We start from the raw sequence: 25,085 nt of genomic DNA, 5'->3' as shown, positions 1-25,085 counted from the left end.
GCAGGGATTGGTTTAAGGTGATGCCCATCACTTCCCGGTAGTCTGCCGATGAAGCAAAAAATTTCTGAGACACTCCATGAATAAAACCGACGAACTGCGCACCGCGCGCATTGATAGCCTGGTCACACCGGCTGAACTGGCCCGGCTGCATCCCGTTTCCGCCGAGGTGGCGGACCATGTGACGGCCTCCCGTCGCCGCATCGAAAAAATTCTCAATGGTGAAGACAAACGTCTTCTGGTGGTGATTGGCCCCTGCTCCATCCACGACCTCGACGCGGCAATGGATTATGCACAACGCCTTCAGACGCTGCGCGGCACGTATCAGGATCGCCTGGAGATCGTGATGCGTACCTACTTTGAAAAGCCCCGTACCGTCGTGGGCTGGAAAGGATTGATTTCCGATCCCGATCTGAACGGTAGCTACCGGGTGAATCACGGTATTACGCTGGCGCGCAAGCTGCTGTTACAGGTTAACGAACTGGGCGTGCCAACTGCCACCGAATTTCTGGATATGGTGACCGGACAGTTTATTGCCGACCTCATTAGCTGGGGCGCGATTGGCGCACGTACCACCGAAAGCCAGATCCACCGTGAAATGGCGTCGGCGCTCTCCTGTCCGGTGGGCTTCAAAAACGGAACGGACGGCAATACCCGAATTGCCGTAGATGCCATCCGCGCGTCACGCGCCAGCCATATGTTCCTCTCCCCGGATAAAAACGGCCAGATGACCATCTACCAGACCAGCGGCAACCCGTTCGGACATATCATTATGCGTGGCGGTAAAAAACCGAATTACCATGCAGAAGATATTGCCGCCGCCTGCGAAACGCTGGCGGAATTTGACCTGCCGGAGCATCTGGTGGTGGATTTCAGCCACGGCAACTGTCAGAAACAGCACCGCCGCCAGCTGGACGTCTGCGAGGAAGTTTGCCAGCAGATCCGCAGCGGCTCGACCGCCATTGCAGGAATTATGGCGGAGAGTTTTATCAAAGAAGGCACGCAGAAGATCGTCGCCGGACAGCAAATGGTCTACGGCCAGTCAATCACCGACCCGTGCCTGAGCTGGGAAGACAGCGAGCTGCTGCTGGAGAAGCTGGCTTCAGCCGTGGACACACGCTTTTAAAATCCTGCCGGGTGACGCTGCGCTTACCCGGCCTACGGTACGTGCCCTTCTCCCTCTACTCGTGGGAGAGGGTCGGGGTGAGGGCATCAGACCGCACCTCTCCCCCAAATTTGATCCCGTCACACAATTTTCACAAAAACGCTTGCCGTGAATTTGCAGTTTATTGATAATGATTATCATTGTTACATTGATTGTTATTTATAAACATTATGTCACCTACCGATAACAGCGCGGCAACGCCAACAAAAACACACACAGCGCCGTCCCCTGCTCCCACCGATCGCCGAATCGACAGCAAAAGCCTGTTGGGTGAGGAGGGACGGGTCATTATCGAGCATGACGGCCAGCACTACCTGCTGCGCCAGACCAATGCCGGAAAACTGATCCTGACTAAATAAACCAGACAACACATTCGCCAGCCACCCAGGTGATCCCCAGGCAGCCAGCGCTTTTCAATTCTTATGGAGAGTTGCTATGCCACACCTGCAATCCGCGTCTTTACGTCCGTCTCTTCTGGCGCTGGCGATTGTCAGCACCCTGCCGGGCGTTACGTTTGCCGCCGCAGACGAGATCACCGTCACCGCCACCGGCAATGCCCGCAGCGCCTTTGAAGCCCCCATGATGGTGAGCGTGATTGACGCCACCGCGCCGGAAAACCAGACCGCCAGCTCCGCCGCCGACCTGCTGCGCAAGGTGCCCGGTCTGACGCTGGACGGCACCGGGCGCACCAACGGTCAGGACGTTAACCTCCGGGGCTATGACCGCCGTGGCGTGCTGATACTGGTGGATGGCGTGCGCCAGGGCACTGATACCGGACACCTGAACAGCACGTTCCTCGATCCGGCGCTGATCAAACGTATTGAAGTAGTACGTGGTCCTTCCGCCTTGCTGTACGGCAGCGGCGCGCTGGGCGGCGTAATTTCGTATGACACCGTCGACGCCAGCGATCTGCTGGATGCAGGTAAAAACAGCGGCTATCGCGTATTTGCTACCGGTGCAACGGGCGATCATAGCATCGGGATGGGTGCCAGCGCCTATGGCCGCACCGATACCCTGGACGGTCTGGTCTCCTGGTCCAGCCGCGATCGCGGCGACATTCGTCAGAGTGACGGCGCGAGGGCGCCAAACGACGAATCCATCAACAATATGCTGGCGAAAGGCAGCTGGAAAATCGATCCGGCGCAGACGCTGAGCGGCTCCCTGCGCTACTACAACAACGACGCGCAGGAGCCGAAAAATCCGCAGACCACGGATGCCAGCAGCAGTAACCCGATGACCGATCGTTCCACCATTCAGCGCGATGCCCAGCTTGGCTACCGCATTGCGCCAGCCGGAAACGACTGGCTGAACGCCGATGCGAAAATTTACTGGTCCGAAGCGCGGATCAACGCCCAGAACATCGACGCCAGCGGCGAGTTCCGTAAGCAGACTACCAAAGGCGGCAAAGTGGAAAACCGCACCCGCCTGTTCAGCGACTCCTTCGCCTCGCACCTGCTGACCTACGGCGGGGAATACTATCGTCAGGAGCAACACCCTGGCGGCGCGACCACCGGCTTCCCGGACGCGAAAATCGACTTCAGCTCCGGCTGGTTGCAGGATGAGATCACCCTGCGCGACCTGCCGGTAACGCTTCTCGGCGGGACGCGTTACGACAACTACCGCGGCAGCAGCGACGGTTACGACGACGTGGATGCGGATAAGTGGTCATCACGCGCCGGGTTAACCGTGAGTCCAGCCGACTGGCTGATGCTGTTCGGCTCTTACGCCCAGGCCTTCCGTGCGCCAACGATGGGCGAGATGTATAACGACTCGAAGCACTTCTCTATCGGCAGCTTCTACACCAACTACTGGGTGCCGAACCCGAACCTGCGTCCGGAAACTAACGAAACCCAGGAGTTCGGTTTTGGGCTACGTTTTGACGATCTGCTGCTCGCCAACGACGCGCTGGAGTTCAAAGCCAGCTACTTCGACACCAAAGCGAAAGATTACATCTCCACTACCGTCGATTTTGCGGCGGCCACCACCATGTCCTATAACGTACCAAATGCCAAAATCTGGGGCTGGGACATGATGGCGACCTACGCGACCAGTCTGTTCAACCTGGACGTGGCCTACAACCGCACACGCGGGAAAGATACCGACACGGGCGAATACATCTCCAGCATCAACCCGGACACCGTCACCAGCAAGCTGGATATCCCCGTGGCGCAAAGCGGCTTCTCCGTGGGCTGGATCGGCACCTTCGTCGAACGTTCAACGCACATCAGCAGCAGCTACAGCGAGCAGCCTGGCTACGCAGTGAATGATTTCTACGTCAGCTATAAAGGTCAGCAGCAGTTCAAAGGCATCACCACCACCCTCGTGCTGGGGAACGCCTTCGACAAAGCCTACTGGTCACCACAAGGCATCCCGCAGGATGGCCGCAACGGCAAGATCTTCGTCAGTTATCAATGGTAATTCCCTTCGGGGCAACGATTCAGAAGGATAAGATTATGGGTCACTACACACGCTGGCTTGAGCTTAAAGAAGAACATCCGGGTAAGTACGCCCGTGATATCGCCGGATTAATGCACATCAGCGAAGCAGAGCTGGCATTTGCGCGCGTTGGACACGACGCCTGGCGGCTGCGCGGTGAAATCCGTGAGATTCTGGCAGCGCTGGAGTCGGTGGGGGAAACCAAATGCATCTGCCGTAACGAATATGCCGTTCACGAGCTGGTCGGGGCGTTTACTAACCAGCACCTCGGCGGCCACGCCGGGCTGGTGCTGAATCCGCGCGCGCTGGATCTGCGTTTGTTCCTCAACCAGTGGGCGAGCGCGTTTCACATAAGTGAAACGACCTCCCGCGGCGAACGTCAGAGCATTCAGTTCTTCGATCATCAGGGCGACGCTTTACTGAAGGTCTACACCACGGATCACACCGACGTTGCCGCCTGGGGCGACGTGCTGACCCGTTTTATCATTGCCGATAACCCCACTCTGGCACTGAAGGCTGTCGATGCCCCTGCGCATTCCGACGGTGCTGATGCAGGCTCGGTGGAGAAAGAGTGGCGCGCCATGACCGATGTGCATCAGTTCTTTAGCTTACTGAAGCGCCATAACCTGAGCCGCCAGCAGGCGTTTCGTCTGGTGAGTGACGATCTGGCCTGTAAAGTGGATAACAGCGCGCTGGCACAGCTGCTGGAGACGGCGCGACAGGACGGAAACGAAATCATGATCTTCGTCGGCAACCGCGGCTGCGTGCAGATCTTCACCGGTGTGGTGGAAAAACTGACGCCCATGAAGGGCTGGCTGAACATCTTCAACCCAACCTTTACCCTGCATCTGCTGGAGGAGACTATCGCCGAGACGTGGGTAACGCGCAAGCCTACGGCGGACGGACACGTTACCAGCCTGGAGCTGTTTGCTGCGGACGGCACTCAGATCGCCCAGCTCTACGGGCAGCGTACCGAAGGCGAGCCTGAGCAGAGCCAGTGGCGCCGCCAGATTGACGCCCTGACGCCAGAAGGGCTGGCCGCATGAAAAACTGGTTCGCCCTGCTCTGCGCCCTGCCGCTGGTCGCCGTCGCCGCGCCGGAGAGAATTGTCGCCCTCGGCGGCGACGTGACGGAGATCGTCTACGCCCTCGGCGCGGAGTCTTCTCTGGTTGCGCGCGACAGTACCAGCCAGTGGCCGCAGGCGACAAACGCGCTGCCTGACGTGGGGTATCTTCGCCAGCTGAATGCGGAGGGGATTTTGTCCGTACGCCCGACGCTGGTGCTGGCAAGCGACCAGGCGCAGCCCTCTCTGGCGCTGAAACAGGTTGAACAGAGCCACGTCCGGGTGGTTACCGTTCCCGGCACGCCTGACCTGCGCGCGATTGACGAAAAAGTACGGGTGATAGCTCAGGCGACGCATCATGAGGCGCAAGGGGAAACCCTGCGCAACTCGCTGCGTCAGGCGCTGGCGGCACTGCCCTCAACACCGCTCAACAAGCGGGTGCTGTTTATCCTCAGCCACGGCGGAATGACCGCAATGGCGGCCGGGCAACAGACCGGCGCGGATGCGGCAATACGCGCCGCCGGGTTGCAGAACGCCATGCAGGGCTTTACCCGCTATCAGCCGCTTTCCCAGGAGGGGGTGATGGCCAGCCAGCCGGATCTGGTGGTGATTTCGCAGGACGGTCTTAACGCGCTGGGCGGCGAAGAAAATCTGTGGAAACTGCCCGGCCTGGCGCAAACGCCAGCGGGACGAAGCAAGCAGATGCTGGCTATTGATGATATGGCCCTGCTGGGCTTCAGCGTCCGCACGCCGAAAGCCATACAACAGCTGCGTGCCAGAGCGGAGCAACTGCCCTGATGTCCCGGCGCATCACGTTATCGTTATGGCTTCTGGCGGGGTTGCTTACCGTCATGACGTTCATGGCCACCGGTTTTGGGGCGTTACGCCTGCCGGTGAACGTGCTGTGGAGCGGCAGCGATGAGACGCTACGCCAGATCTGGCTTACCATCCGTCTGCCCCGCGTACTGCTGGCGCTGGTGATTGGCGGATCGCTGGCGCTCGCCGGCTGCGTCATGCAGGGGCTGTTCCGCAATCCACTGGCCGACCCGGGCCTGCTCGGGATCAGCAGCGGTGCGGCGCTGGCCGTCGCCCTGTGGGTGGTGCTCCCGCTCTCGCTGCCCGCGCTGGTGATGCTTTACGCCCCTATGCTGGCGGCATTTCTTGGGGCGCTGGCAGCCACTGGCGTGATCTTCCTGCTCAGCAAGCAGCGTGACCCCTCTCTGTCACGTCTGTTGCTGGTGGGTATCGCCATCAATGCCCTGTGCGGTGCGGCAGTGGGTGTGCTTTCGTGGGTCAGCAATGACGCCCAGCTGCGTCAGCTTTCACTCTGGGGAATGGGAAGTCTTGGTCAGGCACAGTGGTCAACGCTGCTCGCCGTGACCTCGCTGATGGTGCCTGCCGTTCTGGCGATCTGGCGTTGTGCCAGCGCATTAAATTTACTGCAACTGGGTGAGGAGGAAGCGCATTACCTTGGCGTGGACGTTGCCCTTGTACAGCGAATATTACTGTTATGCAGCGCCCTGCTGGTCGCGGCGGCTGTCGCCGTCAGCGGCGTGATTGGCTTTGTCGGACTCGTGGTGCCGCACCTGATGCGCATGTGGCTGGGCGCCGATCACCGGGCAACCCTCCCCGGCACGGTACTCGCGGGCGCATTACTGCTGCTGGTGGCGGATACGGTCGCGCGCACCCTGGTCGCTCCGGCAGAAATGCCGGTCGGCCTGCTCACCAGTATCCTTGGTGCTCCCTGGTTCTTATGGCTCATTTTTCGTCGTGGAGAACAGCATGGCTGAACGTTATACGGCTGAAAATCTTACTTTTACCCGATCTGGCCGCACGCTGACAGATAACGTTTCGCTGTCACTGTCGCAGGGAGAGCTGGTTACATTGATCGGCCCCAACGGCGCGGGGAAATCCACGCTGCTGCGGCTGCTGACCGGCTACCTGAAACCCGACAGCGGCGGCTGTTCGCTGGCGGGAAAAGCGCTGGATGAATGGCATCCGCAGACGCTGTCCCGCTATCGGGCGGTGATGCGCCAGCAGTCTCAGCCTGGATTTGACTGGCAGGTGGAGGAGATTGTTGGCATGGGGCGTGCGCCCTGGACGCGTCACCCGGAACCGTCGATTGTGCGTGAGGTGTTGCAGCTGACCGGTTGCCTGCCGCTGGCCGGCAGGCGTTATCATGCCCTCTCCGGCGGCGAGCAGCAGCGCGTCCAGCTCGCCCGCGCGCTGGCGCAGCTGTGGCGTGACGGAACGCCGCGCGGCTGGCTATTTCTCGACGAACCCACTTCCGCGCTGGATCTCTACCACCAGCAGCATCTGCTGCGCCTGTTGAAATCGCTGACCCGTCAGGGCCATCTTCACGCCTGCGTGGTGCTGCACGATCTCAATCTTGCCGCATTATGGTCGGACCGGATCCTGCTGTTACACAACGGCAGGATTGTTTCTCAGGGCATACCGGAGACGGTTTTGCAGGCCGACGCGCTGGCACACTGGTACGGTGCGCAGGTGCACGTCGGCAGACATCCGGCGCACGCCGCACCGCAGGTTTTTCTCGCCCCTTAGCTTGAGCAGCTCACTTCCAGCCGCTTGCCCCAGTCCGGCGGGCGGCTGACATAGTCATCCTCCCGGTCGGCAAACGGCGTGCGCAGGGCGATATGCAGCCGATGCAGCTCGGTATAATCCCCCTGCTCTGCCTGCTCAATGGCCCGCTGCGCCAGCCAGTTGCGCAACACCATCGCCGGGTTAACCGCCTTCATCCGCGTCTGGCGGGTATCGTCATCAATCTGTTCCTGCTGTAAACGCGTCCGGTAAACGGCAAACCAGTCATCAAACGCCTGACGATCGATGAACTCGTCGCGCAGCGGTGACGCGGCGCTCTGCTGCGCGGTCTGGCTCAGCATACGGAAGGTTCGGGTATAGTCGCTGCCTTCACGCACCATGATGGCAAACAGCCCATTCAACAGCGCGTTATCGCCTTTTTCCTGCGTCATCAGCCCCAGCTTGTTGCGCATTAACACACCATATTCCCGCAGCAGGATCTCCTGATAGCTGTCCAGCGCATCGTTCAGGGCATCGACGTCGATAAACGGCGACAGGCTTTGCGCAAGCCGCTGAAGGTTCCACAGCCCCACCGCAGGCTGGTTGTCGAAACGGTAACGCCCCTGATAGTCCGAATGGTTACAGATGTAACCCGGCTGATAGTCATCAAGGAAGCCGTACGGACCGTAGTCAAACGTCAGCCCTAACAGGGACATGTTGTCGGTATTCATCACCCCGTGGGCAAAGCCGACGGCCTGCCAGCGGGCAATCATTGCGGCAGTGCGCGCGACAATATCACGGAACCAGAGAACATAGCGGTCCGGCTCGTTTTGCAGGTGCGGCCAGTGACGGCGAAGGGCGTAATCGGCAAGCTGGCGGACCTTATCCGGCTCGCGGCGATAGTAGAAGTGTTCAAAATGACCGAAACGCAGATGGCTTTCCGCCACGCGGATCAGCATCGCCCCCTGCTCCATCGTTTCCCGGGCCACCGGCGTGTCGCTGGTGACAATGGACAGCGCGCGTGAGGTGGGGATCCCCAGGGCATGCATCGCCTCGGAAGCCAGACCTTCACGGATGGTTGAACGCAGCACCGCGCGGCCATCCCCCATGCGTGAGTACGGGGTTAGCCCTGCCCCTTTCAGGTGCCAGTCGAGCGTTTCGCCATTCGGCAGAAGCTGTTCACCCAGCAGGATGCCGCGGCCATCGCCGAGCTGTCCCGCCCAGACGCCAAACTGATGTCCGCTGTAGACCTGAGCCAGCGGCTTCATGCCCGGGAGCAGCGTTTCGCCGCCCCAGACGCCGGCGCCTTTTTCTGGCTGAAAAAGCGTCGAAGGGATGCCAAGCGAATCCGCTAATGCATCGTTATGCCAGATAAGACGCGCGTTCTGTAATGGCGTTGGCTTAAGCGCGGTGTAAAAGCCGGGTAATTCATCGTGCCAGTGAGCAGTAAAAGACAGGGTCATAAGTCCTCCTGCTTTAAGTGTAGAGGGTTTCCCTGGACGTAAACACGGGCGAAGAAAGGGGTTATTGCTGAACGAGAGTCGTGACCCGCTCTGCCGGGACGGCAGGCCACAGGCTTCCCTGCATTGCACCAAAATTGAAGGGCAGCACGCGTTGTAAGATGCCGTGATCGTCAATTCCCGAGACCATGACCGACTGACAATGCGGCGCGATCTGCCAGAGAATAGCGCGCATAAAAGGCTCAAACGAGAGTGCCGACGCGCGCTGCTGGATAAAGTTTTTATCCAGAATCACCCGTTTGAACAGACCATCATAAACCGGTTTAAGGGAAGATGCCCCTGCACCAAAGTTAGCCAGTACTAAGGGGAAATGGATCGCCATTCTTGCCAGACAGGGATCGTCTTTCCCGTTATTTAAACCTGGATAGTTCTCATTAACAGTAAACTCAAGAAACGGATAACGCTCGAGGATTGAAACAGCGTTCTCATTAGTTAATAAAAACTCAACAATTGCAGGTGTAATATTGATCCATGCAATTAACTGATGCTGAATAAAAAATAGCTTACAGGTATCGAGTAATTGCAGTTTCTCCTGAAACAGCGCTAATTCATCTTCCTGAGAAAGATGTGGGATAACCAGTTCAGTCGGGATCCGTACGTCCGCACCCACGCCAGTAAAGTTAACCAAAATCTCTAAACCTTTAAGCAAACCTGCACTATCACGCGCCGGAAGGAGTAAAAGTTCAGACTGGTAAGCATTATCTAGCGTAATAATCATCGCGCTTGTCCTGCATTAAAGATGAGAGAGAACATCCTGGAGCAATTGCAGGCACAATTCCACTGTCTTGATTTTAATAAGATTAATTTCATTCTTTCCGTATTAATTTTCAGATTTTTCCCTGAATCTAAATTAATTTTATCCTGGTTATTGAATAATAGCCAGTTTTAGATAAAACAGGCACATGCGGACATAAATAATTGGGCAAAAATTTAACTTTAATCAACCCGCAAGAAAAGCCTGACGTCTATTTTCACCGCCAGGCCCTCCGCACTGCATTTTTATGCAGCGGTTAAATACGTCTGGCCTGCCAGAAGTTTTTACGCCAGTAAACATTATCCAGAGAGGAGCGCATCACGCCACGGCTGGTCGAGGCATGAATGAACTGATTATCGGTATCATAGATGCCGACATGAAGGCCGCTTTCACCGGAGCCCGTTTTAAAAAAGACCAGATCGCCGGGCAGGAGCTCGTCTTTATCAATTTCAGTGCCGATTTTCGCCTGCATACGCGTTTCACGCGGAAGCTGGAGGTCAAATTTATCGCGGAAGGTCATCAGCACGAATCCCGAGCAATCCACCCCGCCCCGGCTCATGCCGCCGTAGCGATAAGGTGTGCCGCGCCAGTTGCTGAGCTGATCGTTCAGGCTGGCAATGACCGTAATGGAATCGGAAAGCCGTGGGTTGGGCGGAGGTGCACGATGGCTGCTGCATCCTGCAAGAAAGAGCGCCGCAACAAGGAGAAACCAGAATCGCATTTCAGACGAATCCTCTGCTTTTTTTGTTCTTTCGGTAATTTAGCGTGCATCTATGCAGCTGTGCAAGAAAGGTTATTCCTGCGCCGTGGAAATGAGCATCTTGTGGCCTTCAATATCCAGCCTCCGGAACGACATGTGGTAAGCGCTCGCAAGATTGGCGGCCGTCAGCACGCTGTCGCGCGTTCCGCTGGCAATCAGCTTGCCACGCGCCAGCAACCACACCCGATGCGCGTGGCGCAACGTATGGTTTAAATCATGGCTGCTCATCACAATGGCGATCCCCTTGCGACATAGCGCGCTGAGCAGGGTATCCAGCGCTGCCTGCTGGGCAACGTCCAGCCCACTCATCGGCTCGTCCAGCAGCAGCAACCGCCCGTGAGGATTTCCCGCCGGATGGATCTGAAGGATAACGGCCGCCAGACGCACGCGCTGCCACTCGCCGCCGGAAAGCTGATTTGCCTGCCGGGTAAGCTTGTCGTCTAACCCGAGTGCCGCAGCAACCTCGTTGAGCAATCCCACCTGATTTTTGTCAGGCAGATGCAGCGTCAGGTAGTGCCAGACGGGCATCGCAAAGGGCGGAACCTGCTGCTGAACCAGATAGCTTCGACGGGAGGCAAGTGTAGCGGGTAGCCAGTCGACGAGCGATTGCCCGAGGAAGGTAATCTCCCCTTCCCCGCTGGTCAGCCCCGCCATACGCGCCAGCAGCGTGCTTTTTCCGGCGCCGTTTGGCCCAACCAGGTGAAGGATTTCACCTGCGTTGACTGCGGCAGTCACAGGCTCAAGACGTCCCTTCCCGGCAACGTCCGTGAGCTGCATCAGCAGCGTCATTATTTCGCCAGCGCCAGCTTGATTGATTCCATCACGATAGGATCTTCAGGCGTCATGTCAGGCGAAAAACGCTGCACGACCTCACCGTCACGGCCAATCAGGAATTTTTCGAAGTTCCACAGAATATCGTCCGGATAGAGCGGCGCGCGGCCTTTACTTGCCATACGCTCATAGAAACCACTCTCTTCAGGCGCAACGGCGGTCGGCGCCGCGGCCACCAGTTTGGCATACAGCGGATGACGATTTTCACCGTTCACGTCAATTTTGCTGAACATCGGGAACGTCACGCCATAGGTTGTGCTGCAAAAGGTCTTAATCTCCTCTTCGCTACCCGGCTCCTGGCCCAGGAACTGGTTGCACGGGAAGCCGAGTACGGTAAAGCCGTCTTTTTCCCAGGCTTTATGAATGTTTTCCAGCTGTTCATACTGCGGCGTAAGGCCACATTTCGACGCCACGTTCACGATGAGCAGCACCTTGCCCTTGTAGCCTTCCAGCGTGGTTTTCTCGCCGTCAATGGTCGTCACTTCGGTATTCAGAATATCAGACTGCATAGCATTCCCTCAGGTTGACTTACTGGTTGTGTTTTAACGTCCAGCTTTTAATAGTAGCCAGATAAAGACCGGCGCGCCCAGCGTTGCGGTCACCACGCCTATGGGCAACTCAGCGGCCGTCAGGGCGAGCCGGGCGATGATATCGGCAATCAGCAGCGTTGCCGCCCCGGCAACCGCCGAGGCCGGGAGCAGGGTTCGGTGGTCCGTAATGCCGCACAGGCGCAGCATATGCGGGATCACCAGCCCAATAAAGCCAATCGCCCCCGCCAGCGCCACGCTTACGCCTACCATCCAGCCAATGGCGATAACCAGCACGTTGCGCCAGAATCCAATCGGCATCCCGAGCTGGCGAGCAGACGTTTCGCCCAGCGCGAGAATATTAAGAGGCTGCGCCTGGAACGCCGTCCACAGGATGACCGGGATCAGGAGCACCATCAGCCACCCCTGACGCCAGTCAACACCCCCAAATCCCCCCATCATCCAGTACATTAACTGGCGCAGATCGAAGGAGGTGGAGAAGTAGACGGCCCAGGTCATCAGCGCACTACAGATGATCCCCAACGCTACCCCGGCAAGCAGCAGCCGACTGGTGGATATGTGGCGGCGGGCAAAGCGCAGAAGGATAAGGGTTATCAACAGCGCGCCAAGGATGGCGCTGAGGCTAATCCCCCAGCCGGAGAGCTCGCCTCCCCCCAGCATCACGGCGGCGATAAGCCCGACGCCTGCGCCATTCGAGACCCCGAGAAGCCCGGGTTCCGCCAGAGGGTTTTCAAATAATGCCTGCATGATCGTGCCGCACAGCGCCAGCGCAGCGCCGACTAAAAGGACAGCCAACGTCCGCGGCAGGCGGATCTGCCAGACAAAGAGCTGTCCTTCAGGCGTAAACCAGCTTTCCGGCCCCAGCCACCGATCGCCCGCACACAGGCTGACGGTGGTGGCGACAATCAACAGCACCCCGAGCAGACACAGGCGGCGAAGATCGGAGCGGTGCTGGCGGCGGGCAAGATCAAGCATAGACGATAGGTTATCCGGTTGAGATATCATTGATTTTACGGCGGGTTTAGCAAATAGCGCAAAGAAAAAAGGCCGCGTGAGCGGCCTTTTTAGTTAGTTCATATTACTCTGCTTTGGGCGTTGCGTTTTCGACACGGCTTTTTAACTTCTGTCCGGGTCTGAAGGTCACCACGCGGCGGGCTGTAATGGGAATATCTTCCCCCGTCTTCGGGTTACGGCCCGGACGTTGGTTTTTGTCTCGCAAATCAAAATTGCCAAAGCCGGAGAGTTTAACCTGCTCACCATTTTCCAGAGCACGACGGATCTCTTCGAAAAACAGCTCTACCAGCTCTTTGGCATCCCGTTTGCTAAGCCCAAGCTTATCAAACAGATATTCTGACATTTCAGCTTTTGTAAGCGCCATAGGTTCAATCCCTCAATGATGCCTGGAATCGCTCTTTTAATGCCTCTACACATTTGGCGACGGTAGCGGCAATCTCCTCTTCTTCGAGTGTACGGCTGGTATCCTGAAGGATAAGGCTAATAGCGAGGCTCTTGAAACCTTCTGCTACGCCCTTGCCGCGGTACACGTCAAATAAGTTTACGCCAACTACCTGATTTACGCCAACTTTCTTACATTCGGCCAAAATATCTGCTGCGGGCACATTTTCAGCGACCACAACCGCGATATCACGGCGGTTTGCCGGGAAGCGGGAGACGTCCTGCGCCTGAGGAATGACGCGGTCTGCAACCGGGTTCCACTCCAGTTCGAATACGATGGTACGGCCATTCAGATCCAGCTTACGTTCCAGTTCCGGGTGAACAACCCCAATGAAACCAACACGTTTGCCGTCTAAATAGATCGCCGCACTCTGACCCGGATGCAGGGCTGGAATCGCTTCTGCGCGGAATTCAATTTCGGATAATTTACCGGTCAGATCGAGAATCGCTTCCAGATCGCCCTTCATATCGTAGAAATCAACCGTCCCTTTTGCCAGGTCCCAGTGCTCTTCAAAGCGGTTACCGCTGATGGCGCCGGCCAGCATGAGATCCTGACGGATGCCTAAATTCGCCTGAGTATCCGGTACAAAGCGCAAACCGCTTTCGAAAATACGCACGCGGTTTTGCTGACGGTTCTGGTTATAAACGATAGTACCCAGCAGCCCCGTCCACAGGGACAGACGCATCGCTGACATCTCGCTGGAAATCGGGCTTGGCAGGATCAGCGCTTCCTGAGCCGGGTGGATCAGCTGTTGCAGCTTAGGATCAACGAAGCTGTAGGTGATCACTTCCTGGTAGCCTTTGTCGTTCAGCATGGTTTTCACACGCTTCAGAGACAGATCGGCCTCGCGATGGCTGCCCATCACCAGACCCGCCTGCACCGGCTCGTCAGGGATGTTGTTGTAGCCGTAAACGCGGGCCACTTCTTCCACCAGATCTTCCTCGATCTCCATGTCAAAACGCCAGGACGGCGCAACGGCTTTCCACTCGTCCTGACCCTCAGTAACTTCGCAGCCCAGACGCGTCAGAATGTCGGTCACCTGCGCATCGGCAACGTGGTGACCAATCAGACGATCCAGTTTGCTGCGGCGCAGGGTAATGGTCGCACGCTTCGGCAGCGTCGCTTCGGTGGTCACATCGATAACCGGACCCGCTTCGCCGCCGCAGATGTCGATCAGCAGGCGAGTCGCACGCTCCATCGCTTTGTATTGCAGCGCAGGATCCACGCCACGCTCGTAGCGGTGAGAAGCATCAGTGTGCAGACCGTGACGGCGTGCGCGGCCGGTGATGGAGAGCGGGCTGAAGAACGCGCATTCCAGCAGGACGTTTTGCGTCTCGTCGTTGACGCCAGAGTGCTCGCCGCCGAAGATCCCGCCCATCGCCAGCGCTTTGTTGTGATCGGCAATCACCAGGGTGTCAGCGTTCAGTTTCGCTTCGCTGCCGTCCAGCAGAACCAGGGTTTCTCCCTCTTTCGCCATGCGCACGACGATCCCACCTTCGATACGATCTTTATCAAAGGCGTGCATTGGCTGGCCCAGCTCCAGCAGAACATAGTTGGTGACGTCGACGACCGCATCGATAGAACGGATACCGCAGCGACGCAGTTTCTCTTTCATCCACAGCGGGGTTGGCGCTTTAACGTTAATACCTTTCACCACACGACCGAGGTAGCGTGGGCAGGCCTCAGGCGCGTCTACCTGTATCGGCAGCACGTCACTGATGGTTGCCTCAACCGGAGCGATCTCCGGCACGTTCAGTTCAGTCTGGTTCAGCACGGCCACGTCGCGGGCCACACCGATGATGCCTAAACAGTCAGCACGGTTTGGCGTTACGCTGATTTCGATGGTGTTGTCATCAAGCGTCAGGTATTCGCGGATATCAGTACCAACTGGCGCATCCTGCGGCAATTCAATAATGCCAGAGTGATCGTCGGAAATACCCAGTTCGGAGAAGGAGCACAGCATGCCTTCAGACGGCTCACCGCGCAGCTTAGCCGCTTTGATTTTGAAATCGCCCGGCAGCACCGCACCGACGGTCGCCACGGCCACTTTCAGGCCCTGACGGCAGTTTGGCGCACCGCAGACGATATCCAGCAGACGGTCACCGCCCACATTGACTTTTGTTACGCGCAGTTTGTCAGCGTTAGGGTGCTGACCGCATTCAACCACTTCGCCCACGACCACGCCGGTGAAGGCGCCAGAAACCGGCTCTACACCGTCAACTTCCAGACCCGCCATGGTGATCTGGTTGGAAAGCGCGTCGCTGTCCAGCGTGGTGTTCACCCATTCGCGTAACCACAGTTCACTGAATTTCATTGTTCTGTCCTGCCCTTATTTAAACTGTTTGAGGAAACGCAGATCGTTTTCGAAGAACGCACGTAAATCGGTTACGCCGTAGCGCAGCATGGTCAGACGCTCCATGCCCATACCGAACGCAAAGCCGGAATACACTTCCGGATCGATACCCACGTTGCGCAGCACGTTTGGATGCACCATGCCGCAGCCCAGCACTTCCAGCCATTTGCCGTTTTTACCCATCACGTCAACTTCCGCAGACGGTTCGGTGAACGGGAAGTAGGACGGACGGAAGCGAACCTGCAAATCTTCCTCAAAGAAGTTGTTCAGGAAATCGTGCAGCGTGCCTTTCAGGTTGGTAAAGCTGATGTTTTTATCAACAATCAGACCTTCCATCTGGTGGAACATTGGGGTGTGGGTCTGATCGTAGTCGTTACGGTATACGCGACCCGGCGCGATGATGCGGATTGGCGGCTCCTGCTCCTTCATGGTACGGATCTGAACGCCGGAAGTCTGAGTACGCAGCAGACGGGTAGCGTCAAACCAGAAAGTGTCGTGGTCAGCACGTGCCGGATGATGGCCAGGAATGTTCAGGGCATCGAAGTTGTGGTAGTCATCTTCAATTTCCGGGCCAGTCGCCACGGTAAAGCCGAGCTCACCGAAGAAACTTTCAATACGATCGATAGTACGAGTCACCGGATGCAGACCGCCGTTTTCAATACGACGACCCGGCAGAGAAACGTCAATCGTTTCTGCCGCCAGACGCGCATTCAGTACTGCGCTTTCCAGCTCGGCTTTACGCGCGTTCAGCGCCTGCTGTACCTGCTCTTTGGCTTCGTTAATCACTGCACCGGCTGCCGGGCGCTCCTCTGCTGGCAGTTCACGCAGGGTAGTCATCTGAAGGGTCAAATGCCCTTTCTTGCCCAGATATTCGACGCGGACATTGTCTAACGCGGCAACATCTGAGGCCTGGTTAATGGCGGCCGTTGCACTGGCAACCAGCTCTGCGAGATGTGACATGGTTTTCCTCATTATGTCGGTGCAGACACCGAATTGTTGGACGTATTCTCTTAACTTCAGGCACAAAAAAAGCCTCCATCGGGAGGCTTATCTGGCGCTGTTTTTCGTTTCATCTTTCACGCGCTAGCCTCCTGAAGTCAGGTGCTAAAGTAAAAGAAGAAGCGGAAAATAGCAGCATTCATGCTTGCGTTACCTTGTAGGGTAAAAACCGTTAGACCTTATTGAAAAGCCTGCACGGATAAATGTCAATCTTCTGATGGTGTTAAATGAAAAGAGGAGGCAAAGCCCCCTCTCTCAACTGGCTTATGCCAGTGCTGCTTTCGCTTTTTCGACCAGAGCGGTGAACGCTACTTTGTCGAATACTGCGATGTCAGCCAGGATCTTACGGTCGATTTCAACAGAGGCTTTTTTCAGGCCGTTGATGAATTTGCTGTAAGAAATACCGTTCTGACGTGCTGCTGCGTTGATACGCGCAATCCACAGTTGACGGAACTGACGCTTACGCTGACGACGGTCACGGTAAGCGTACTGACCTGCTTTGATAACAGCCTGGAAGGCAACGCGGTATACGCGTGAACGCGCACCGTAGTAGCCTTTAGCTTGTTTCAAAATTTTCTTGTGACGTGCACGTGCAATTACACCACGTTTTACGCGAGCCATGTGTGCTCTCCTGTATCTATTCTAAGTTAAAAAAGTTAAACGTTAACGACTTATGCGTACGGCAGGCACGCGATGACCAGGCCCAGATCGCCTTTAGAAACCATGGCTTTTGGACGCAGGTGACGTTTACGCTTGGTAGCTTTCTTAGTCAGAATGTGACGCAGGTTAGCGTGCTTGTGCTTAAAACCACCTTTACCGGTTTTTTTGAAGCGCTTAGCAGCACCGCGTACGGTCTTAATTTTTGGCATTTTAATAACTTCCACTTCGCATTGTTAAATAAACGAAACATAGGCGAACAAAACCTATGGGGCCCGAAGGCTCCACAGATTTTGCTGCTTGAAGGCCTTACTGTTTCTTCTTAGGAGCGAGCACCATGATCATCTGGCGGCCTTCGATCTTCGTAGGGAAGGATTCGACTACTGCCAGTTCACTCAGATCGTCACGGACGCGGTTAAGCACTTCCATACCAATCTGTTGGTGGGCCATCTCACGACCGCGGAAACGCAGCGTGATCTTGGCCTTATCGCCATCTTCCAGAAAGCGAATCAGGCTGCGGAGTTTTACCTGATAATCGCCATCGTCGGTACCAGGACGGAATTTAATTTCCTTAACCTGGATAACTTTTTGCTTCTTCTTCTGTTCCTTAGAAGACTTACTCTTTTCATAAAGGAACTTGCCGTAGTCCATGATACGACAAACTGGCGGTTCGGCGTTAGGGCTGATTTCAACTAAATCTACTCCAGCTTCTTCAGCCTTTTCGATCGCTTCTCTCAGACTCACAATCCCCAGCTGCTCGCCTTCCAGACCTGTTAAGCGAACTTCCTGGGCGCGAATCTCGCCATTGATACGATTCGGACGTGCCGTTTGAACTCGTTTTCCGCCTTTAATACCTTATTCCTCCAGTTGTTGAAGACTGCGGCTGCGAATCTCTTGTTGCAGCTTCTCAATCACTTCACTTACGTCCAGGCTCCCCAGGTCTTTACCACGGCGGGTGCGAACGGCAACTTTGCCTGCTTCCACCTCTTTATCACCACAGACCAACATATACGGGACACGACGTAAAGTGTGCTCGCGGATTTTAAAGCCAATCTTCTCATTTCTCAAGTCTGCTTTTACGCGAATGCCCGCATTTTGTAGTTTCTGCGTCAATTCTTTAACGTAATCCGCCTGAGAATCGGTAATGTTCATCACCACTACCTGCACTGGCGCAAGCCAGGTTGGGAAGAAGCCCGCGAACTCTTCGGTCAGGATGCCGATGAAGCGCTCCAGTGAACCGAGAATCGCACGGTGAATCATAACCGGCACCTGACGCTCGTTGTCTTCGCCAACATAAGAGGCGCTTAAACGCTGCGGCAGGGAGAAGTCCAGCTGTACCGTTCCGCACTGCCATGCGCGATCGAGGCAGTCATACAGGGTAAATTCAATTTTCGGACCGTAGAATGCGCCCTCGCCCAGCTGGTATTCGAACGGAATACCGTTCTCTTCCAGCGCTACGGCAAGATCCGCCTCTGCGCGATCCCATGTCTCATCGCTGCCGATACGTTTTTCCGGACGCGTTGAGAGTTTGACCACGATCTTCTCGAAGCCAAAGGTGCTGTACATATCGTAGACCATACGAATACAGGCGTTAACTTCTTCACGGACCTGATCTTCAGTACAGAAGATATGCGCATCATCCTGAGTAAAGCCACGAACACGCATCAGACCGTGCAGCGCACCTGATGGCTCGTTACGGTGGCAGCTACCGAATTCCGCCATACGCAGCGGCAGATCGCGGTAGGATTTCAGACCCTGGTTGAAGATCTGAACGTGGCCCGGGCAGTTCATTGGCTTGATGCAGTATTCACGGTTCTCAGACGAAGTGGTGAACATCGCATCTTTGTAGTTGTCCCAGTGGCCGGTTTTTTCCCACAGCACACGGTCCATCATGAACGGGCCTTTCACTTCCTGGTACTGGTACTCTTTCAGCTTGGAGCGCACGAACGTTTCCAGTTCACGGAAGATAGTCCAGCCGTCGTTATGCCAGAACACCATCCCCGGCGCTTCTTCCTGCATATGATACAGGTCAAGCTGCTTACCGATTTTACGGTGGTCACGCTTAGCCGCCTCTTCCAGGCGTTGCAGGTACGCGTTCAGGGCCTTCTTATCGGCCCACGCGGTACCATAAATACGCTGCAACATTTTGTTGTTGCTGTCGCCACGCCAGTAAGCGCCTGCGATTTTCATCAGTTTGAAGTGATGACAGAAGCGCATGTTCGGCACGTGCGGTCCACGGCACATGTCGACGTATTCCTGGTGATGGTACAAGCCAGGCTTGTCATCATGAGCGATGTTTTCATCAAGAATCGAGACTTTGTAGCTCTCGCCGCGCTTCACGAAGGTTTCACGCGCTTCGTGCCAGCTGACTTTCTTCTTAATGACGTCATAGTTGGTTTCGGCGAGCTCGTGCATTCGTTTCTCGAGCGCGTCGATATCTTCCTGAGTCAGGGTGTGGTCAAGGTCAACGTCGTAGTAGAAACCGTTGTCGATAACCGGGCCGATTGCCATTTTGGTGTTTGGCCACAGCTGCTTGATAGCATGGCCTAACAGGTGCGCACAGGAGTGACGAATGATCTCCAGACCTTCTTCGTCTTTCGCGGTGATGATCGCAAGCGTTGCATCGCTTTCAATCAGATCGGACGCGTCTACCAGCTCGCCGTTTACGCGACCTGCGATGGTTGCTTTTGCGAGTCCAGGACCGATATCCAGGGCAACATCCATTGGGCTAACAGCATGGTCGAAATGGCGTTGGCTGCCATCAGGAAGAGTAATTACAGGCATTTTATATCCTTATTTGCAGTGATGCCCCACACATAAGAGCATATACAAAGAAAATAATCGTGATTAAACAGTAGATTACGAAACCATCTGACCAACAATCGTCAAATTGGTTCGTCATCATGCACCTGCCGATTCAGATAAATGCGAATTTACGGCAAGCAGGGTAATGGTAACACTATTGAAAGGGCGAATGCACCTTCTGCGACCGTTTGAACCGTTCATCCTTTTGTCTGCGTTCATGAACTTTTGCTGACGGAGGCTCGCAATCCGAAAGTGCTGAGCTATTCTTGACTTGGTCCTTAAACATCGAAGGGGTATCACATGAATGTATCCAGCAGAACCGTTGTGATATTGAATCTACTTTCCGCTGCTTGCCTGGTATTGATTCTGGCTGACAGATTCCATTGGTTTTAAGCCGAACCGGTGTTCCGGCATAACCTGTTGTCCAGGGTTGAGCGCTTTCTGGCGCAGATTTTGGTAGACTAAGGGTATCAACTGACAAGGATTAGGTTATGCCAACAAAAAGATTTGCCGTGAAGCACTGGAAAATGGTCGTGGTGTTAATTGCTATTTGCGGCGCGATGTTGCTGCTGCGCTGGGCCGCAATGATCTGGGGCTAATATTTTGTCAGCGAAAACGTGCCGTGAATTTACTGAATAAATCTTAACTATCTTTACGATAATTTATGGTCCAAAACCGGTACGTCATAATCCGGTTTTCGACAGGCTGTGACAGCGTATATATTCCGTCACACGTGGCAGTTGAAATATCAGGACCACTCACCTGCCACCAGCTTGTGTACATCAAATGCATCATTCATTGACTGGCCGGTAGACTGAGAGCCAGGGGCAATGTTGGAGCCTGCTTCTACATCCGAGGCTTTAGCGATCCCGATTGGGCTGTTAACGTCACTGGCAGGTTGCGTCATATTATCAGCAGCAAATACGCCAAATGAAAGTGCGGAAAGCACCATAGCTGCTGTAGCGGTTTTGATTTTTTTCATAATTTTATTCTCATACTTATTTAATGCGATATGCCTGAGGCGAGTTTTTCGCCTGTGCCGTAAGTGTAGATCTGGATCACATTCTTGCCTAGTCAAATTATTTATCAATTCGTGTCAAATAAACTGAATAAGCCCTGGTCGGCTAATTATGGAGAAATTATGAAGATGAAACCATACCCATTATTTTAAAACGCCGTTTAATATAAATAAGCACAGTTTCAGAAAATAAAAAAACGGGCCGAGAATAATCCCGGCCCGACGATATTACATTTTATAACCTAAAGAAATCGTGGTTCGGCGATCGGTATGTTCCGGCGCAGAATCAGGTGGGGATGAGTTCCAGGTTACGTTGTACGCCACCTTGAGTCCAAAGTGTTCGTTGATGGCCACATTCAACGCACTTTCTGAGTTCAGCGTTGTATCTTCAGCACCAAACACCGACACACCCTGGGTGAATTTTGCGTTGTCCGTAATCTGCCATGCATAGGTGCCCGATGCATAACCCAGCGGCTGGGTTTCATCTTCGCCGTTGGTGTACTCGTCGTAACGGACACCCGGACCGAATTCAAAACGCAGGCTGTGCACCGGCCCATTGAGGAACTGACGACCATAACCCGCAGTTACGACATCACGCTGGCGATAGCCGTTGTAGCGGTCAGTCAGCCAACTCGCCTGCCCGAACAGGTAGTCATAATCGGTCATGTTGTATCGGCTACGTGCGCCTACCGCGTATTTCTCTGATGAGCGTTGATCGTTAGCAGAGGTGTTGCTGGCATTTCCCCACAGCGACCAGGCCGTGGTGTTGCCGTACCAGGTCAGGGTGCTGTCTGCGGTCAGGGAGGAGCTTTTCGTATTACCGGATTGCGCCAGATACCCGGCATTCACGTTACCTTCAAAGGGTTTTTTGGCAGTGGAGGGATCGTCCATGACAGTAAAAACGGTATCATCGGCGGTTGCATTCAGTGACGCAAATACGCCACCCGCCAGCATCAGTGCTGCGGGTACTGTCTTCAAAAGCTTCATTTTATTTAAGGAGTCCGTACAACATAAAAAGAGACCGTCACGGTCTCGGAAACTTTCTTGCGGATCAATGACAAGGCGACCATAGAAAGGTAACAAATTATAAAAAGCCGCAAATAACATAGCAATATTTTCTTCTTTCATTTTTTGAATAAGAACGATCCCAAAACGTGTTTTATTTTATATGCCCGGCGCAGGTTATTTGTCAGCATTCATATTTAAAATCATACTGTTATTTACGTTGCCTTCCTGCCAAACGGTGCCAGGCTTAAAAGAACCCATGATAAAAGGAGGTCATGATGGCTTCGATTTATACGCTGACACTCTCCCCTTCCCTCGACTCCGCGACCATGACGCCGCAAATCTACCCGGAAGGTAAGCTGCGCTGTAGCGCGCCGGTGTTTGAGCCGGGCGGCGGCGGCATCAACGTGGCGCGCGCTATTACCCATCTCGGCGGAAAAGCCACCGCCATCTTCCCCGCTGGCGGCGCCACGGGAGAACATCTGGTTGCGTTGCTGGCAGATGAACAGGTGGCCGTAGACACCGTCGATGCTAAAGACTGGACCCGGCAGAACCTGCATGTCCATGTTGAATCCAGCGGCGAGCAATATCGTTTTGTGATGCCGGGGGCGAAATTAAGCGATGATGAGTTTCGTCAACTGGAAGAGAAAGTGCTGACCATTGAAAGCGGCTCATTACTGGTGATCAGCGGTAGCCTGCCGCCGGGCGTCAAAACAGAAAAACTGACGGCGCTGGTTCAGGCAGCGCTCCAGCGCGGCATCCGCTGCATTGTCGATAGCTCGGGCGAAGCCCTGAAGGCGGCGTTAGAACCCGGACAACTTGAACTCGTTAAACCTAACCAGAAAGAGCTCAGTGCCCTGGTTAATCGAGAACTCAGCCAGCCTGATGACGTTCGTACTGCCGCACAAGAGCTGGTACGTACGGGCAAAGCGCATCGCGTTGTGGTCTCTCTCGGTCCTCAGGGTGCGCTGGCCGTCGACAAGACGGGCTTTGTACAGGTTGTGCCACCGCCGATGAAAAGCCAGAGCACCGTGGGCGCCGGTGACAGTATGGTTGGCGCGATGGTGCTGAAGCTGGCGCAGGGCGCTTCGCTTCTGGAGATGGCACGCTATGGCGTCGCGGCAGGGAGTGCAGCCACCATAAACCAGGGAACGCGTCTGTGTTCGCTTGCGGATACCCAGAAAATTGTCGATTACCTGGAGAGAAGCTGAACCTGCTTCCCCTTCCCATGGAGGGGGAAGTCGCTAAACAGGGCATATCGACTATGCTAAGAAAACTTTCAGGATAACAACGAGGTGAATTATGAGCAGTGGTGATATCACCCGCTACGTCGTAACCGTGAATATTCATGAGGCGTCGCTGACCGAACTGAATGAACTCAACAACGCGTTCACGCGCGCCAATTTTCTGCTCACGCTGACGGACGATGAGGGCAATATTCACGATCTCGGCTCACTGGCATTTGGCCTGATAAGCCCGCTGAGTCAGGAAGAGGTGAAGGCGCTGGCCAGTAGCCTGGTGGAAAGCGTAACTGACAAAGCCACGGAAATTGATGTGGATAGCTGGGAAAACTGGCATAAAAAAGAACAATAAGTGCCCTGTACAAAATTAAACCGCTCAGTTGTGCGTTAGTTCCTGTTTTTTTATAGCCGTTTTGCGCTAACTTTATGATCTGGCAGACAACATGGGAGAGACATCATGTGGCAGGCTATCAGTCATCTTTTAAGTGAGCAGCTGGGTGAAGGTGAAATTGAACTGCGTAACGAACTGCCAGGCGGAGAGATCCATGCCGCATGGCATTTACGTTACGCCGGGCGCGATCTTTTCGTTAAATGTGATGAGCGTGAATTGCTCCCCATTTTTACTGCCGAAGCCGATCAGCTTGAGCTGTTATCGCGCAGTAAAACAGTCACCGTTCCGCAGGTTTTAGCCGTCGGCAGCGATCGTGACTATAGCTTTCTGGTGATGAACTATCTTCCCGCGCGCCCTCTGGATGCGCACAACGCCTTTATTCTCGGGCAACAGATCGCCCGTTTGCACCAGTGGAGCGATCAACCTCAGTTCGGGCTCGATTTTGATAACGACCTCTCCACTACCCCACAGCCAAACGCATGGCAGCGCCGTTGGTCGACCTTTTTCGCCGAGCAGCGCATCGGCTGGCAGCTGGAGCTGGCCGCTGAAAAGGGATTAGCGTTCGGCAACATCGACGCGATTGTTGAACACATTCAGCAGCGTCTGGCTTCGCATCAGCCTCAGGCTTCCCTTCTGCACGGAGATTTATGGTCAAACAACTGTGCACTTGGGCCTGATGGTCCCTATATATTTGACCCGGCCTGCTATTGGGGCGACAGAGAATGTGACCTCGCAATGCTGCCGTTGCACCCTGAACAGCCGCCGCAAATTTATGATGGCTATCAGTCTGTTTCGCCGTTACCTGCGGGTTTCCTTGATCGTCAGCCGGTTTATCAGCTGTACACCTTAATAAACCGGGCTATTTTGTTTGGCGGGAGTCATCTGGTGAATGCCCAGCGGGCGCTGGACCGCATTCTGGCGGCATAGCGGGAGGGGGCGGCTTCACGCCCCTTCCCTTAGGATTTACAGGAAGCCAAGCAGCGTAAAGAAGAAATACCCGGCCACAATGATAATGACCGGCAGGATGTAGAGCGGGAAAAACTGCACAAAAATGGTATGACGCGGAACGACAATGCGCGATTCGATCTGCTCGCGGCTCATCCCGTCAGGGCCTTTCGCCTTCTCGAGGATCAGCTGGTCTTCCACCCCTTCGCGCAAAAAGCGGGTCTGGCGACTCATGCGCGCGCCGGAGGCCTGCAACGCCATCGCGATAAATATCAACGCATAGATTATCCAGAAACCGACATTCAGCTGGTGGTGAAAATCCGGCGTGGGCGAGTTGAACCAGAAGACGTTCAGGAACGGGGTATTAAACCGCATCATCTCAATCATGACGTGCGCAAAATCAAGCATGACGGCATTGATGCCCGGCTGTTTTTCGCTGTGATCGTACATAAATTTGAGTACGGAGATCAGCGTTGAAATCAGGGCGGGAATGAAAATAACCCAACCAGCAATACGTTTTAAGACCGCGATGCGTCCAGCTTGTTGATACGTCATTAGTTCCTCTTCATAAAGACGCGTTATTTGTGCCTAAGTCTACCTGCT

Annotated in this window: 29 protein-coding genes and 1 other annotated feature; of the genes, 12 read left to right on the top strand and 17 right to left on the bottom strand. The window is 55.1% G+C overall.

Annotation, left to right across the window (positions count from 1 at the left end):
* Positions 1-76: 76 nt before the first annotated feature.
* The 7 genes from aroH (at position 77) to L379_RS13425 (ending at position 7,223) form a co-directional block, all read left to right on the top strand.
* Positions 77-1,123 carry a 3-deoxy-7-phosphoheptulonate synthase AroH gene (gene aroH, locus L379_RS13400; protein WP_015570722.1) on the top strand — a complete coding sequence of 349 codons (1,047 nt, stop codon included), beginning with the start codon at positions 77-79 and terminating at the stop codon, positions 1,121-1,123.
* Between the two features lie 209 nt (positions 1,124-1,332).
* Positions 1,333-1,521 carry a hemin uptake protein HemP gene (gene hemP / locus L379_RS0124000; protein WP_015570723.1) on the top strand — a complete coding sequence of 63 codons (189 nt, stop codon included), beginning with the start codon at positions 1,333-1,335 and terminating at the stop codon, positions 1,519-1,521.
* A 76-nt stretch (positions 1,522-1,597) separates the two neighbouring features.
* Positions 1,598-3,580: a TonB-dependent hemoglobin/transferrin/lactoferrin family receptor gene (locus tag L379_RS13405; RefSeq protein WP_017693583.1), complete on the top strand. Its 1,983-nt coding sequence runs from the start codon at positions 1,598-1,600 to the stop codon at positions 3,578-3,580.
* Between the two features lie 35 nt (positions 3,581-3,615).
* Complete coding sequence (gene chuS, locus L379_RS13410; protein WP_032655592.1) at positions 3,616-4,644, top strand: hematinate-forming heme oxygenase ChuS; 1,029 nt, start codon at positions 3,616-3,618, stop codon at positions 4,642-4,644.
* Complete coding sequence (locus tag L379_RS13415; RefSeq protein WP_032104821.1) at positions 4,641-5,459, top strand: heme/hemin ABC transporter substrate-binding protein; 819 nt, start codon at positions 4,641-4,643, stop codon at positions 5,457-5,459. Before chuS ends, L379_RS13415 begins: the two co-directional genes overlap by 4 nt.
* Entirely contained in the window at positions 5,459-6,451 is a 993-nt protein-coding gene (locus L379_RS13420; RefSeq protein WP_017384648.1) for a FecCD family ABC transporter permease, read from the top strand. Before L379_RS13415 ends, L379_RS13420 begins: the two co-directional genes overlap by 1 nt.
* Positions 6,444-7,223: a heme ABC transporter ATP-binding protein gene (locus L379_RS13425; protein WP_015570728.1), complete on the top strand. Its 780-nt coding sequence runs from the start codon at positions 6,444-6,446 to the stop codon at positions 7,221-7,223. The genes L379_RS13420 and L379_RS13425 overlap by 8 nt, the downstream gene beginning before the upstream one ends.
* On the opposite strand, the gene selO is transcribed toward L379_RS13425, so the two are convergent.
* From selO to thrS, 14 genes are all read right to left on the bottom strand, one after another.
* A complete protein-coding gene (selO, locus tag L379_RS13430; protein WP_032653291.1) occupies positions 7,220-8,662 on the bottom strand; it encodes a protein adenylyltransferase SelO in 1,443 nt (480 codons plus the stop codon). The two genes, L379_RS13425 and selO, sit on opposite strands and share 4 nt — an antisense overlap.
* A 61-nt stretch (positions 8,663-8,723) precedes the next feature.
* Positions 8,724-9,437, bottom strand: coding sequence for an EAL domain-containing protein (locus tag L379_RS13435; protein ID WP_023303526.1), 714 nt, complete (start codon positions 9,435-9,437; stop codon positions 8,724-8,726).
* A gap of 292 nt (positions 9,438-9,729) precedes the next feature.
* On the bottom strand, positions 9,730-10,194 hold the full coding sequence (locus tag L379_RS13440; RefSeq protein WP_015570730.1) for an NlpC/P60 family protein: 465 nt from the start codon (positions 10,192-10,194) through the stop codon (positions 9,730-9,732).
* Between the two features lie 72 nt (positions 10,195-10,266).
* A complete protein-coding gene (btuD, locus tag L379_RS13445; RefSeq protein WP_032653288.1) occupies positions 10,267-11,022 on the bottom strand; it encodes a vitamin B12 ABC transporter ATP-binding protein BtuD in 756 nt (251 codons plus the stop codon).
* Positions 11,022-11,573, bottom strand: coding sequence for a glutathione peroxidase (locus tag L379_RS13450; RefSeq protein WP_017384653.1), 552 nt, complete (start codon positions 11,571-11,573; stop codon positions 11,022-11,024). Before L379_RS13450 ends, btuD begins: the two co-directional genes overlap by 1 nt.
* Before the next feature lie 33 nt (positions 11,574-11,606).
* The gene (gene btuC / locus L379_RS13455) at positions 11,607-12,587 is read right to left on the bottom strand and encodes a vitamin B12 ABC transporter permease BtuC (protein WP_032653286.1); all 981 of its coding nucleotides are present in this window, start codon (positions 12,585-12,587) and stop codon (positions 11,607-11,609) included.
* Positions 12,588-12,690: 103 nt separating this feature from the next.
* The gene (gene ihfA, locus L379_RS13460; RefSeq protein ID WP_003857805.1) at positions 12,691-12,990 is read right to left on the bottom strand and encodes an integration host factor subunit alpha; all 300 of its coding nucleotides are present in this window, start codon (positions 12,988-12,990) and stop codon (positions 12,691-12,693) included.
* Positions 12,991-12,994: 4 nt separating this feature from the next.
* Positions 12,995-15,382, bottom strand: a complete 2,388-nt coding sequence (pheT, locus tag L379_RS13465) for a phenylalanine--tRNA ligase subunit beta (RefSeq protein WP_032653284.1) — start codon at positions 15,380-15,382, stop codon at positions 12,995-12,997.
* Positions 15,383-15,397: 15 nt separating this feature from the next.
* Complete coding sequence (gene pheS / locus L379_RS13470) at positions 15,398-16,381, bottom strand: phenylalanine--tRNA ligase subunit alpha (protein WP_003857809.1); 984 nt, start codon at positions 16,379-16,381, stop codon at positions 15,398-15,400.
* A 62-nt stretch (positions 16,382-16,443) separates the two neighbouring features.
* Positions 16,444-16,568: a sequence feature (Phe leader region), on the bottom strand.
* Complete coding sequence (gene pheM / locus L379_RS25845; protein ID WP_001386830.1) at positions 16,519-16,563, bottom strand: pheST operon leader peptide PheM; 45 nt, start codon at positions 16,561-16,563, stop codon at positions 16,519-16,521. (Overlaps the previous feature by 45 nt.)
* Before the next feature lie 116 nt (positions 16,569-16,684).
* Positions 16,685-17,041: a 50S ribosomal protein L20 gene (gene rplT / locus L379_RS13475; RefSeq protein ID WP_000124850.1), complete on the bottom strand. Its 357-nt coding sequence runs from the start codon at positions 17,039-17,041 to the stop codon at positions 16,685-16,687.
* 50 nt (positions 17,042-17,091) lie between these two features.
* A complete protein-coding gene (gene rpmI, locus L379_RS13480; RefSeq protein WP_001124225.1) occupies positions 17,092-17,289 on the bottom strand; it encodes a 50S ribosomal protein L35 in 198 nt (65 codons plus the stop codon).
* A 97-nt stretch (positions 17,290-17,386) separates the two neighbouring features.
* Entirely contained in the window at positions 17,387-17,929 is a 543-nt protein-coding gene (infC, locus tag L379_RS0123995) for a translation initiation factor IF-3 (RefSeq protein WP_023616141.1), read from the bottom strand.
* A gap of 3 nt (positions 17,930-17,932) precedes the next feature.
* A complete protein-coding gene (thrS, locus tag L379_RS13485) occupies positions 17,933-19,861 on the bottom strand; it encodes a threonine--tRNA ligase (protein ID WP_003857814.1) in 1,929 nt (642 codons plus the stop codon).
* Positions 19,862-20,182: 321 nt separating this feature from the next.
* Here thrS and yncL point away from each other — a divergent pair, with 321 nt between their 5' ends.
* Both yncL and yniD read left to right on the top strand, forming a co-directional pair.
* Positions 20,183-20,275, top strand: coding sequence for a stress response membrane protein YncL (yncL, locus tag L379_RS24950; protein WP_071842885.1), 93 nt, complete (start codon positions 20,183-20,185; stop codon positions 20,273-20,275).
* Between the two features lie 98 nt (positions 20,276-20,373).
* Positions 20,374-20,481: a small membrane protein YniD gene (yniD, locus tag L379_RS25840; protein ID WP_003857815.1), complete on the top strand. Its 108-nt coding sequence runs from the start codon at positions 20,374-20,376 to the stop codon at positions 20,479-20,481.
* A 149-nt stretch (positions 20,482-20,630) separates the two neighbouring features.
* Here yniD and L379_RS13490 read toward each other — a convergent pair whose 3' ends face one another.
* Complete coding sequence (locus L379_RS13490; protein WP_015570736.1) at positions 20,631-20,864, bottom strand: YdgH/BhsA/McbA family protein; 234 nt, start codon at positions 20,862-20,864, stop codon at positions 20,631-20,633.
* Positions 20,865-21,128: 264 nt separating this feature from the next.
* Positions 21,129-21,887, bottom strand: coding sequence for a DUF481 domain-containing protein (locus L379_RS13495; protein WP_032655590.1), 759 nt, complete (start codon positions 21,885-21,887; stop codon positions 21,129-21,131).
* A gap of 296 nt (positions 21,888-22,183) precedes the next feature.
* Here L379_RS13495 and pfkB point away from each other — a divergent pair, with 296 nt between their 5' ends.
* From pfkB to L379_RS13510, 3 genes are all read left to right on the top strand, one after another.
* Entirely contained in the window at positions 22,184-23,116 is a 933-nt protein-coding gene (gene pfkB, locus L379_RS13500) for a 6-phosphofructokinase II (RefSeq protein WP_032653281.1), read from the top strand.
* 91 nt (positions 23,117-23,207) lie between these two features.
* Positions 23,208-23,498 (top strand): type V toxin-antitoxin system endoribonuclease antitoxin GhoS, encoded by a 291-nt coding sequence (gene ghoS, locus L379_RS13505; RefSeq protein WP_003857822.1) that lies wholly within the window; start codon positions 23,208-23,210, stop codon positions 23,496-23,498.
* Positions 23,499-23,603: 105 nt separating this feature from the next.
* On the top strand, positions 23,604-24,464 hold the full coding sequence (locus tag L379_RS13510) for a fructosamine kinase family protein (protein WP_015570740.1): 861 nt from the start codon (positions 23,604-23,606) through the stop codon (positions 24,462-24,464).
* A 36-nt stretch (positions 24,465-24,500) separates the two neighbouring features.
* Here the strand turns inward: L379_RS13510 and L379_RS13515 are convergent, their stop codons facing one another.
* A complete protein-coding gene (locus L379_RS13515) occupies positions 24,501-25,037 on the bottom strand; it encodes a YniB family protein (protein WP_015570741.1) in 537 nt (178 codons plus the stop codon).
* Positions 25,038-25,085: the final 48 nt, after the last annotated feature.

It is taken from the genome of Enterobacter sp. MGH 33 (assembly GCF_000534535.1).
GTDB lineage: Bacteria > Pseudomonadota > Gammaproteobacteria > Enterobacterales > Enterobacteriaceae > Enterobacter > Enterobacter hormaechei_C.
This window is presented reverse-complemented; position numbering and strand designations above follow the sequence as displayed.

What these genes read in the sequence shown, in the direction of transcription:
- aroH (WP_015570722.1), top strand. Translation starts at nt 77, where the DNA reads ATGAATAAAACCGACGAACTGCGCACCGCGCGCATTGATAGCCTGGTC.
- hemP (WP_015570723.1), top strand. Translation starts at nt 1,333, where the DNA reads ATGTCACCTACCGATAACAGCGCGGCAACGCCAACAAAAACACACACA.
- L379_RS13405 (WP_017693583.1), top strand. Translation starts at nt 1,598, where the DNA reads ATGCCACACCTGCAATCCGCGTCTTTACGTCCGTCTCTTCTGGCGCTG.
- chuS (WP_032655592.1), top strand. Translation starts at nt 3,616, where the DNA reads ATGGGTCACTACACACGCTGGCTTGAGCTTAAAGAAGAACATCCGGGT.
- L379_RS13415 (WP_032104821.1), top strand. Translation starts at nt 4,641, where the DNA reads ATGAAAAACTGGTTCGCCCTGCTCTGCGCCCTGCCGCTGGTCGCCGTC.
- L379_RS13420 (WP_017384648.1), top strand. Translation starts at nt 5,459, where the DNA reads ATGTCCCGGCGCATCACGTTATCGTTATGGCTTCTGGCGGGGTTGCTT.
- L379_RS13425 (WP_015570728.1), top strand. Translation starts at nt 6,444, where the DNA reads ATGGCTGAACGTTATACGGCTGAAAATCTTACTTTTACCCGATCTGGC.
- selO (WP_032653291.1), bottom strand. Translation starts at nt 8,662, where the DNA reads ATGACCCTGTCTTTTACTGCTCACTGGCACGATGAATTACCCGGCTTT.
- L379_RS13435 (WP_023303526.1), bottom strand. Translation starts at nt 9,437, where the DNA reads ATGATTATTACGCTAGATAATGCTTACCAGTCTGAACTTTTACTCCTT.
- L379_RS13440 (WP_015570730.1), bottom strand. Translation starts at nt 10,194, where the DNA reads ATGCGATTCTGGTTTCTCCTTGTTGCGGCGCTCTTTCTTGCAGGATGC.
- btuD (WP_032653288.1), bottom strand. Translation starts at nt 11,022, where the DNA reads ATGACGCTGCTGATGCAGCTCACGGACGTTGCCGGGAAGGGACGTCTT.
- L379_RS13450 (WP_017384653.1), bottom strand. Translation starts at nt 11,573, where the DNA reads ATGCAGTCTGATATTCTGAATACCGAAGTGACGACCATTGACGGCGAG.
- btuC (WP_032653286.1), bottom strand. Translation starts at nt 12,587, where the DNA reads ATGCTTGATCTTGCCCGCCGCCAGCACCGCTCCGATCTTCGCCGCCTG.
- ihfA (WP_003857805.1), bottom strand. Translation starts at nt 12,990, where the DNA reads ATGGCGCTTACAAAAGCTGAAATGTCAGAATATCTGTTTGATAAGCTT.
- pheT (WP_032653284.1), bottom strand. Translation starts at nt 15,382, where the DNA reads ATGAAATTCAGTGAACTGTGGTTACGCGAATGGGTGAACACCACGCTG.
- pheS (WP_003857809.1), bottom strand. Translation starts at nt 16,381, where the DNA reads ATGTCACATCTCGCAGAGCTGGTTGCCAGTGCAACGGCCGCCATTAAC.
- rplT (WP_000124850.1), bottom strand. Translation starts at nt 17,041, where the DNA reads ATGGCTCGCGTAAAACGTGGTGTAATTGCACGTGCACGTCACAAGAAA.
- rpmI (WP_001124225.1), bottom strand. Translation starts at nt 17,289, where the DNA reads ATGCCAAAAATTAAGACCGTACGCGGTGCTGCTAAGCGCTTCAAAAAA.
- thrS (WP_003857814.1), bottom strand. Translation starts at nt 19,861, where the DNA reads ATGCCTGTAATTACTCTTCCTGATGGCAGCCAACGCCATTTCGACCAT.
- yncL (WP_071842885.1), top strand. Translation starts at nt 20,183, where the DNA reads ATGAATGTATCCAGCAGAACCGTTGTGATATTGAATCTACTTTCCGCT.
- yniD (WP_003857815.1), top strand. Translation starts at nt 20,374, where the DNA reads ATGCCAACAAAAAGATTTGCCGTGAAGCACTGGAAAATGGTCGTGGTG.
- L379_RS13490 (WP_015570736.1), bottom strand. Translation starts at nt 20,864, where the DNA reads ATGAAAAAAATCAAAACCGCTACAGCAGCTATGGTGCTTTCCGCACTT.
- L379_RS13495 (WP_032655590.1), bottom strand. Translation starts at nt 21,887, where the DNA reads ATGAAGCTTTTGAAGACAGTACCCGCAGCACTGATGCTGGCGGGTGGC.
- pfkB (WP_032653281.1), top strand. Translation starts at nt 22,184, where the DNA reads ATGGCTTCGATTTATACGCTGACACTCTCCCCTTCCCTCGACTCCGCG.
- ghoS (WP_003857822.1), top strand. Translation starts at nt 23,208, where the DNA reads ATGAGCAGTGGTGATATCACCCGCTACGTCGTAACCGTGAATATTCAT.
- L379_RS13510 (WP_015570740.1), top strand. Translation starts at nt 23,604, where the DNA reads ATGTGGCAGGCTATCAGTCATCTTTTAAGTGAGCAGCTGGGTGAAGGT.
- L379_RS13515 (WP_015570741.1), bottom strand. Translation starts at nt 25,037, where the DNA reads ATGACGTATCAACAAGCTGGACGCATCGCGGTCTTAAAACGTATTGCT.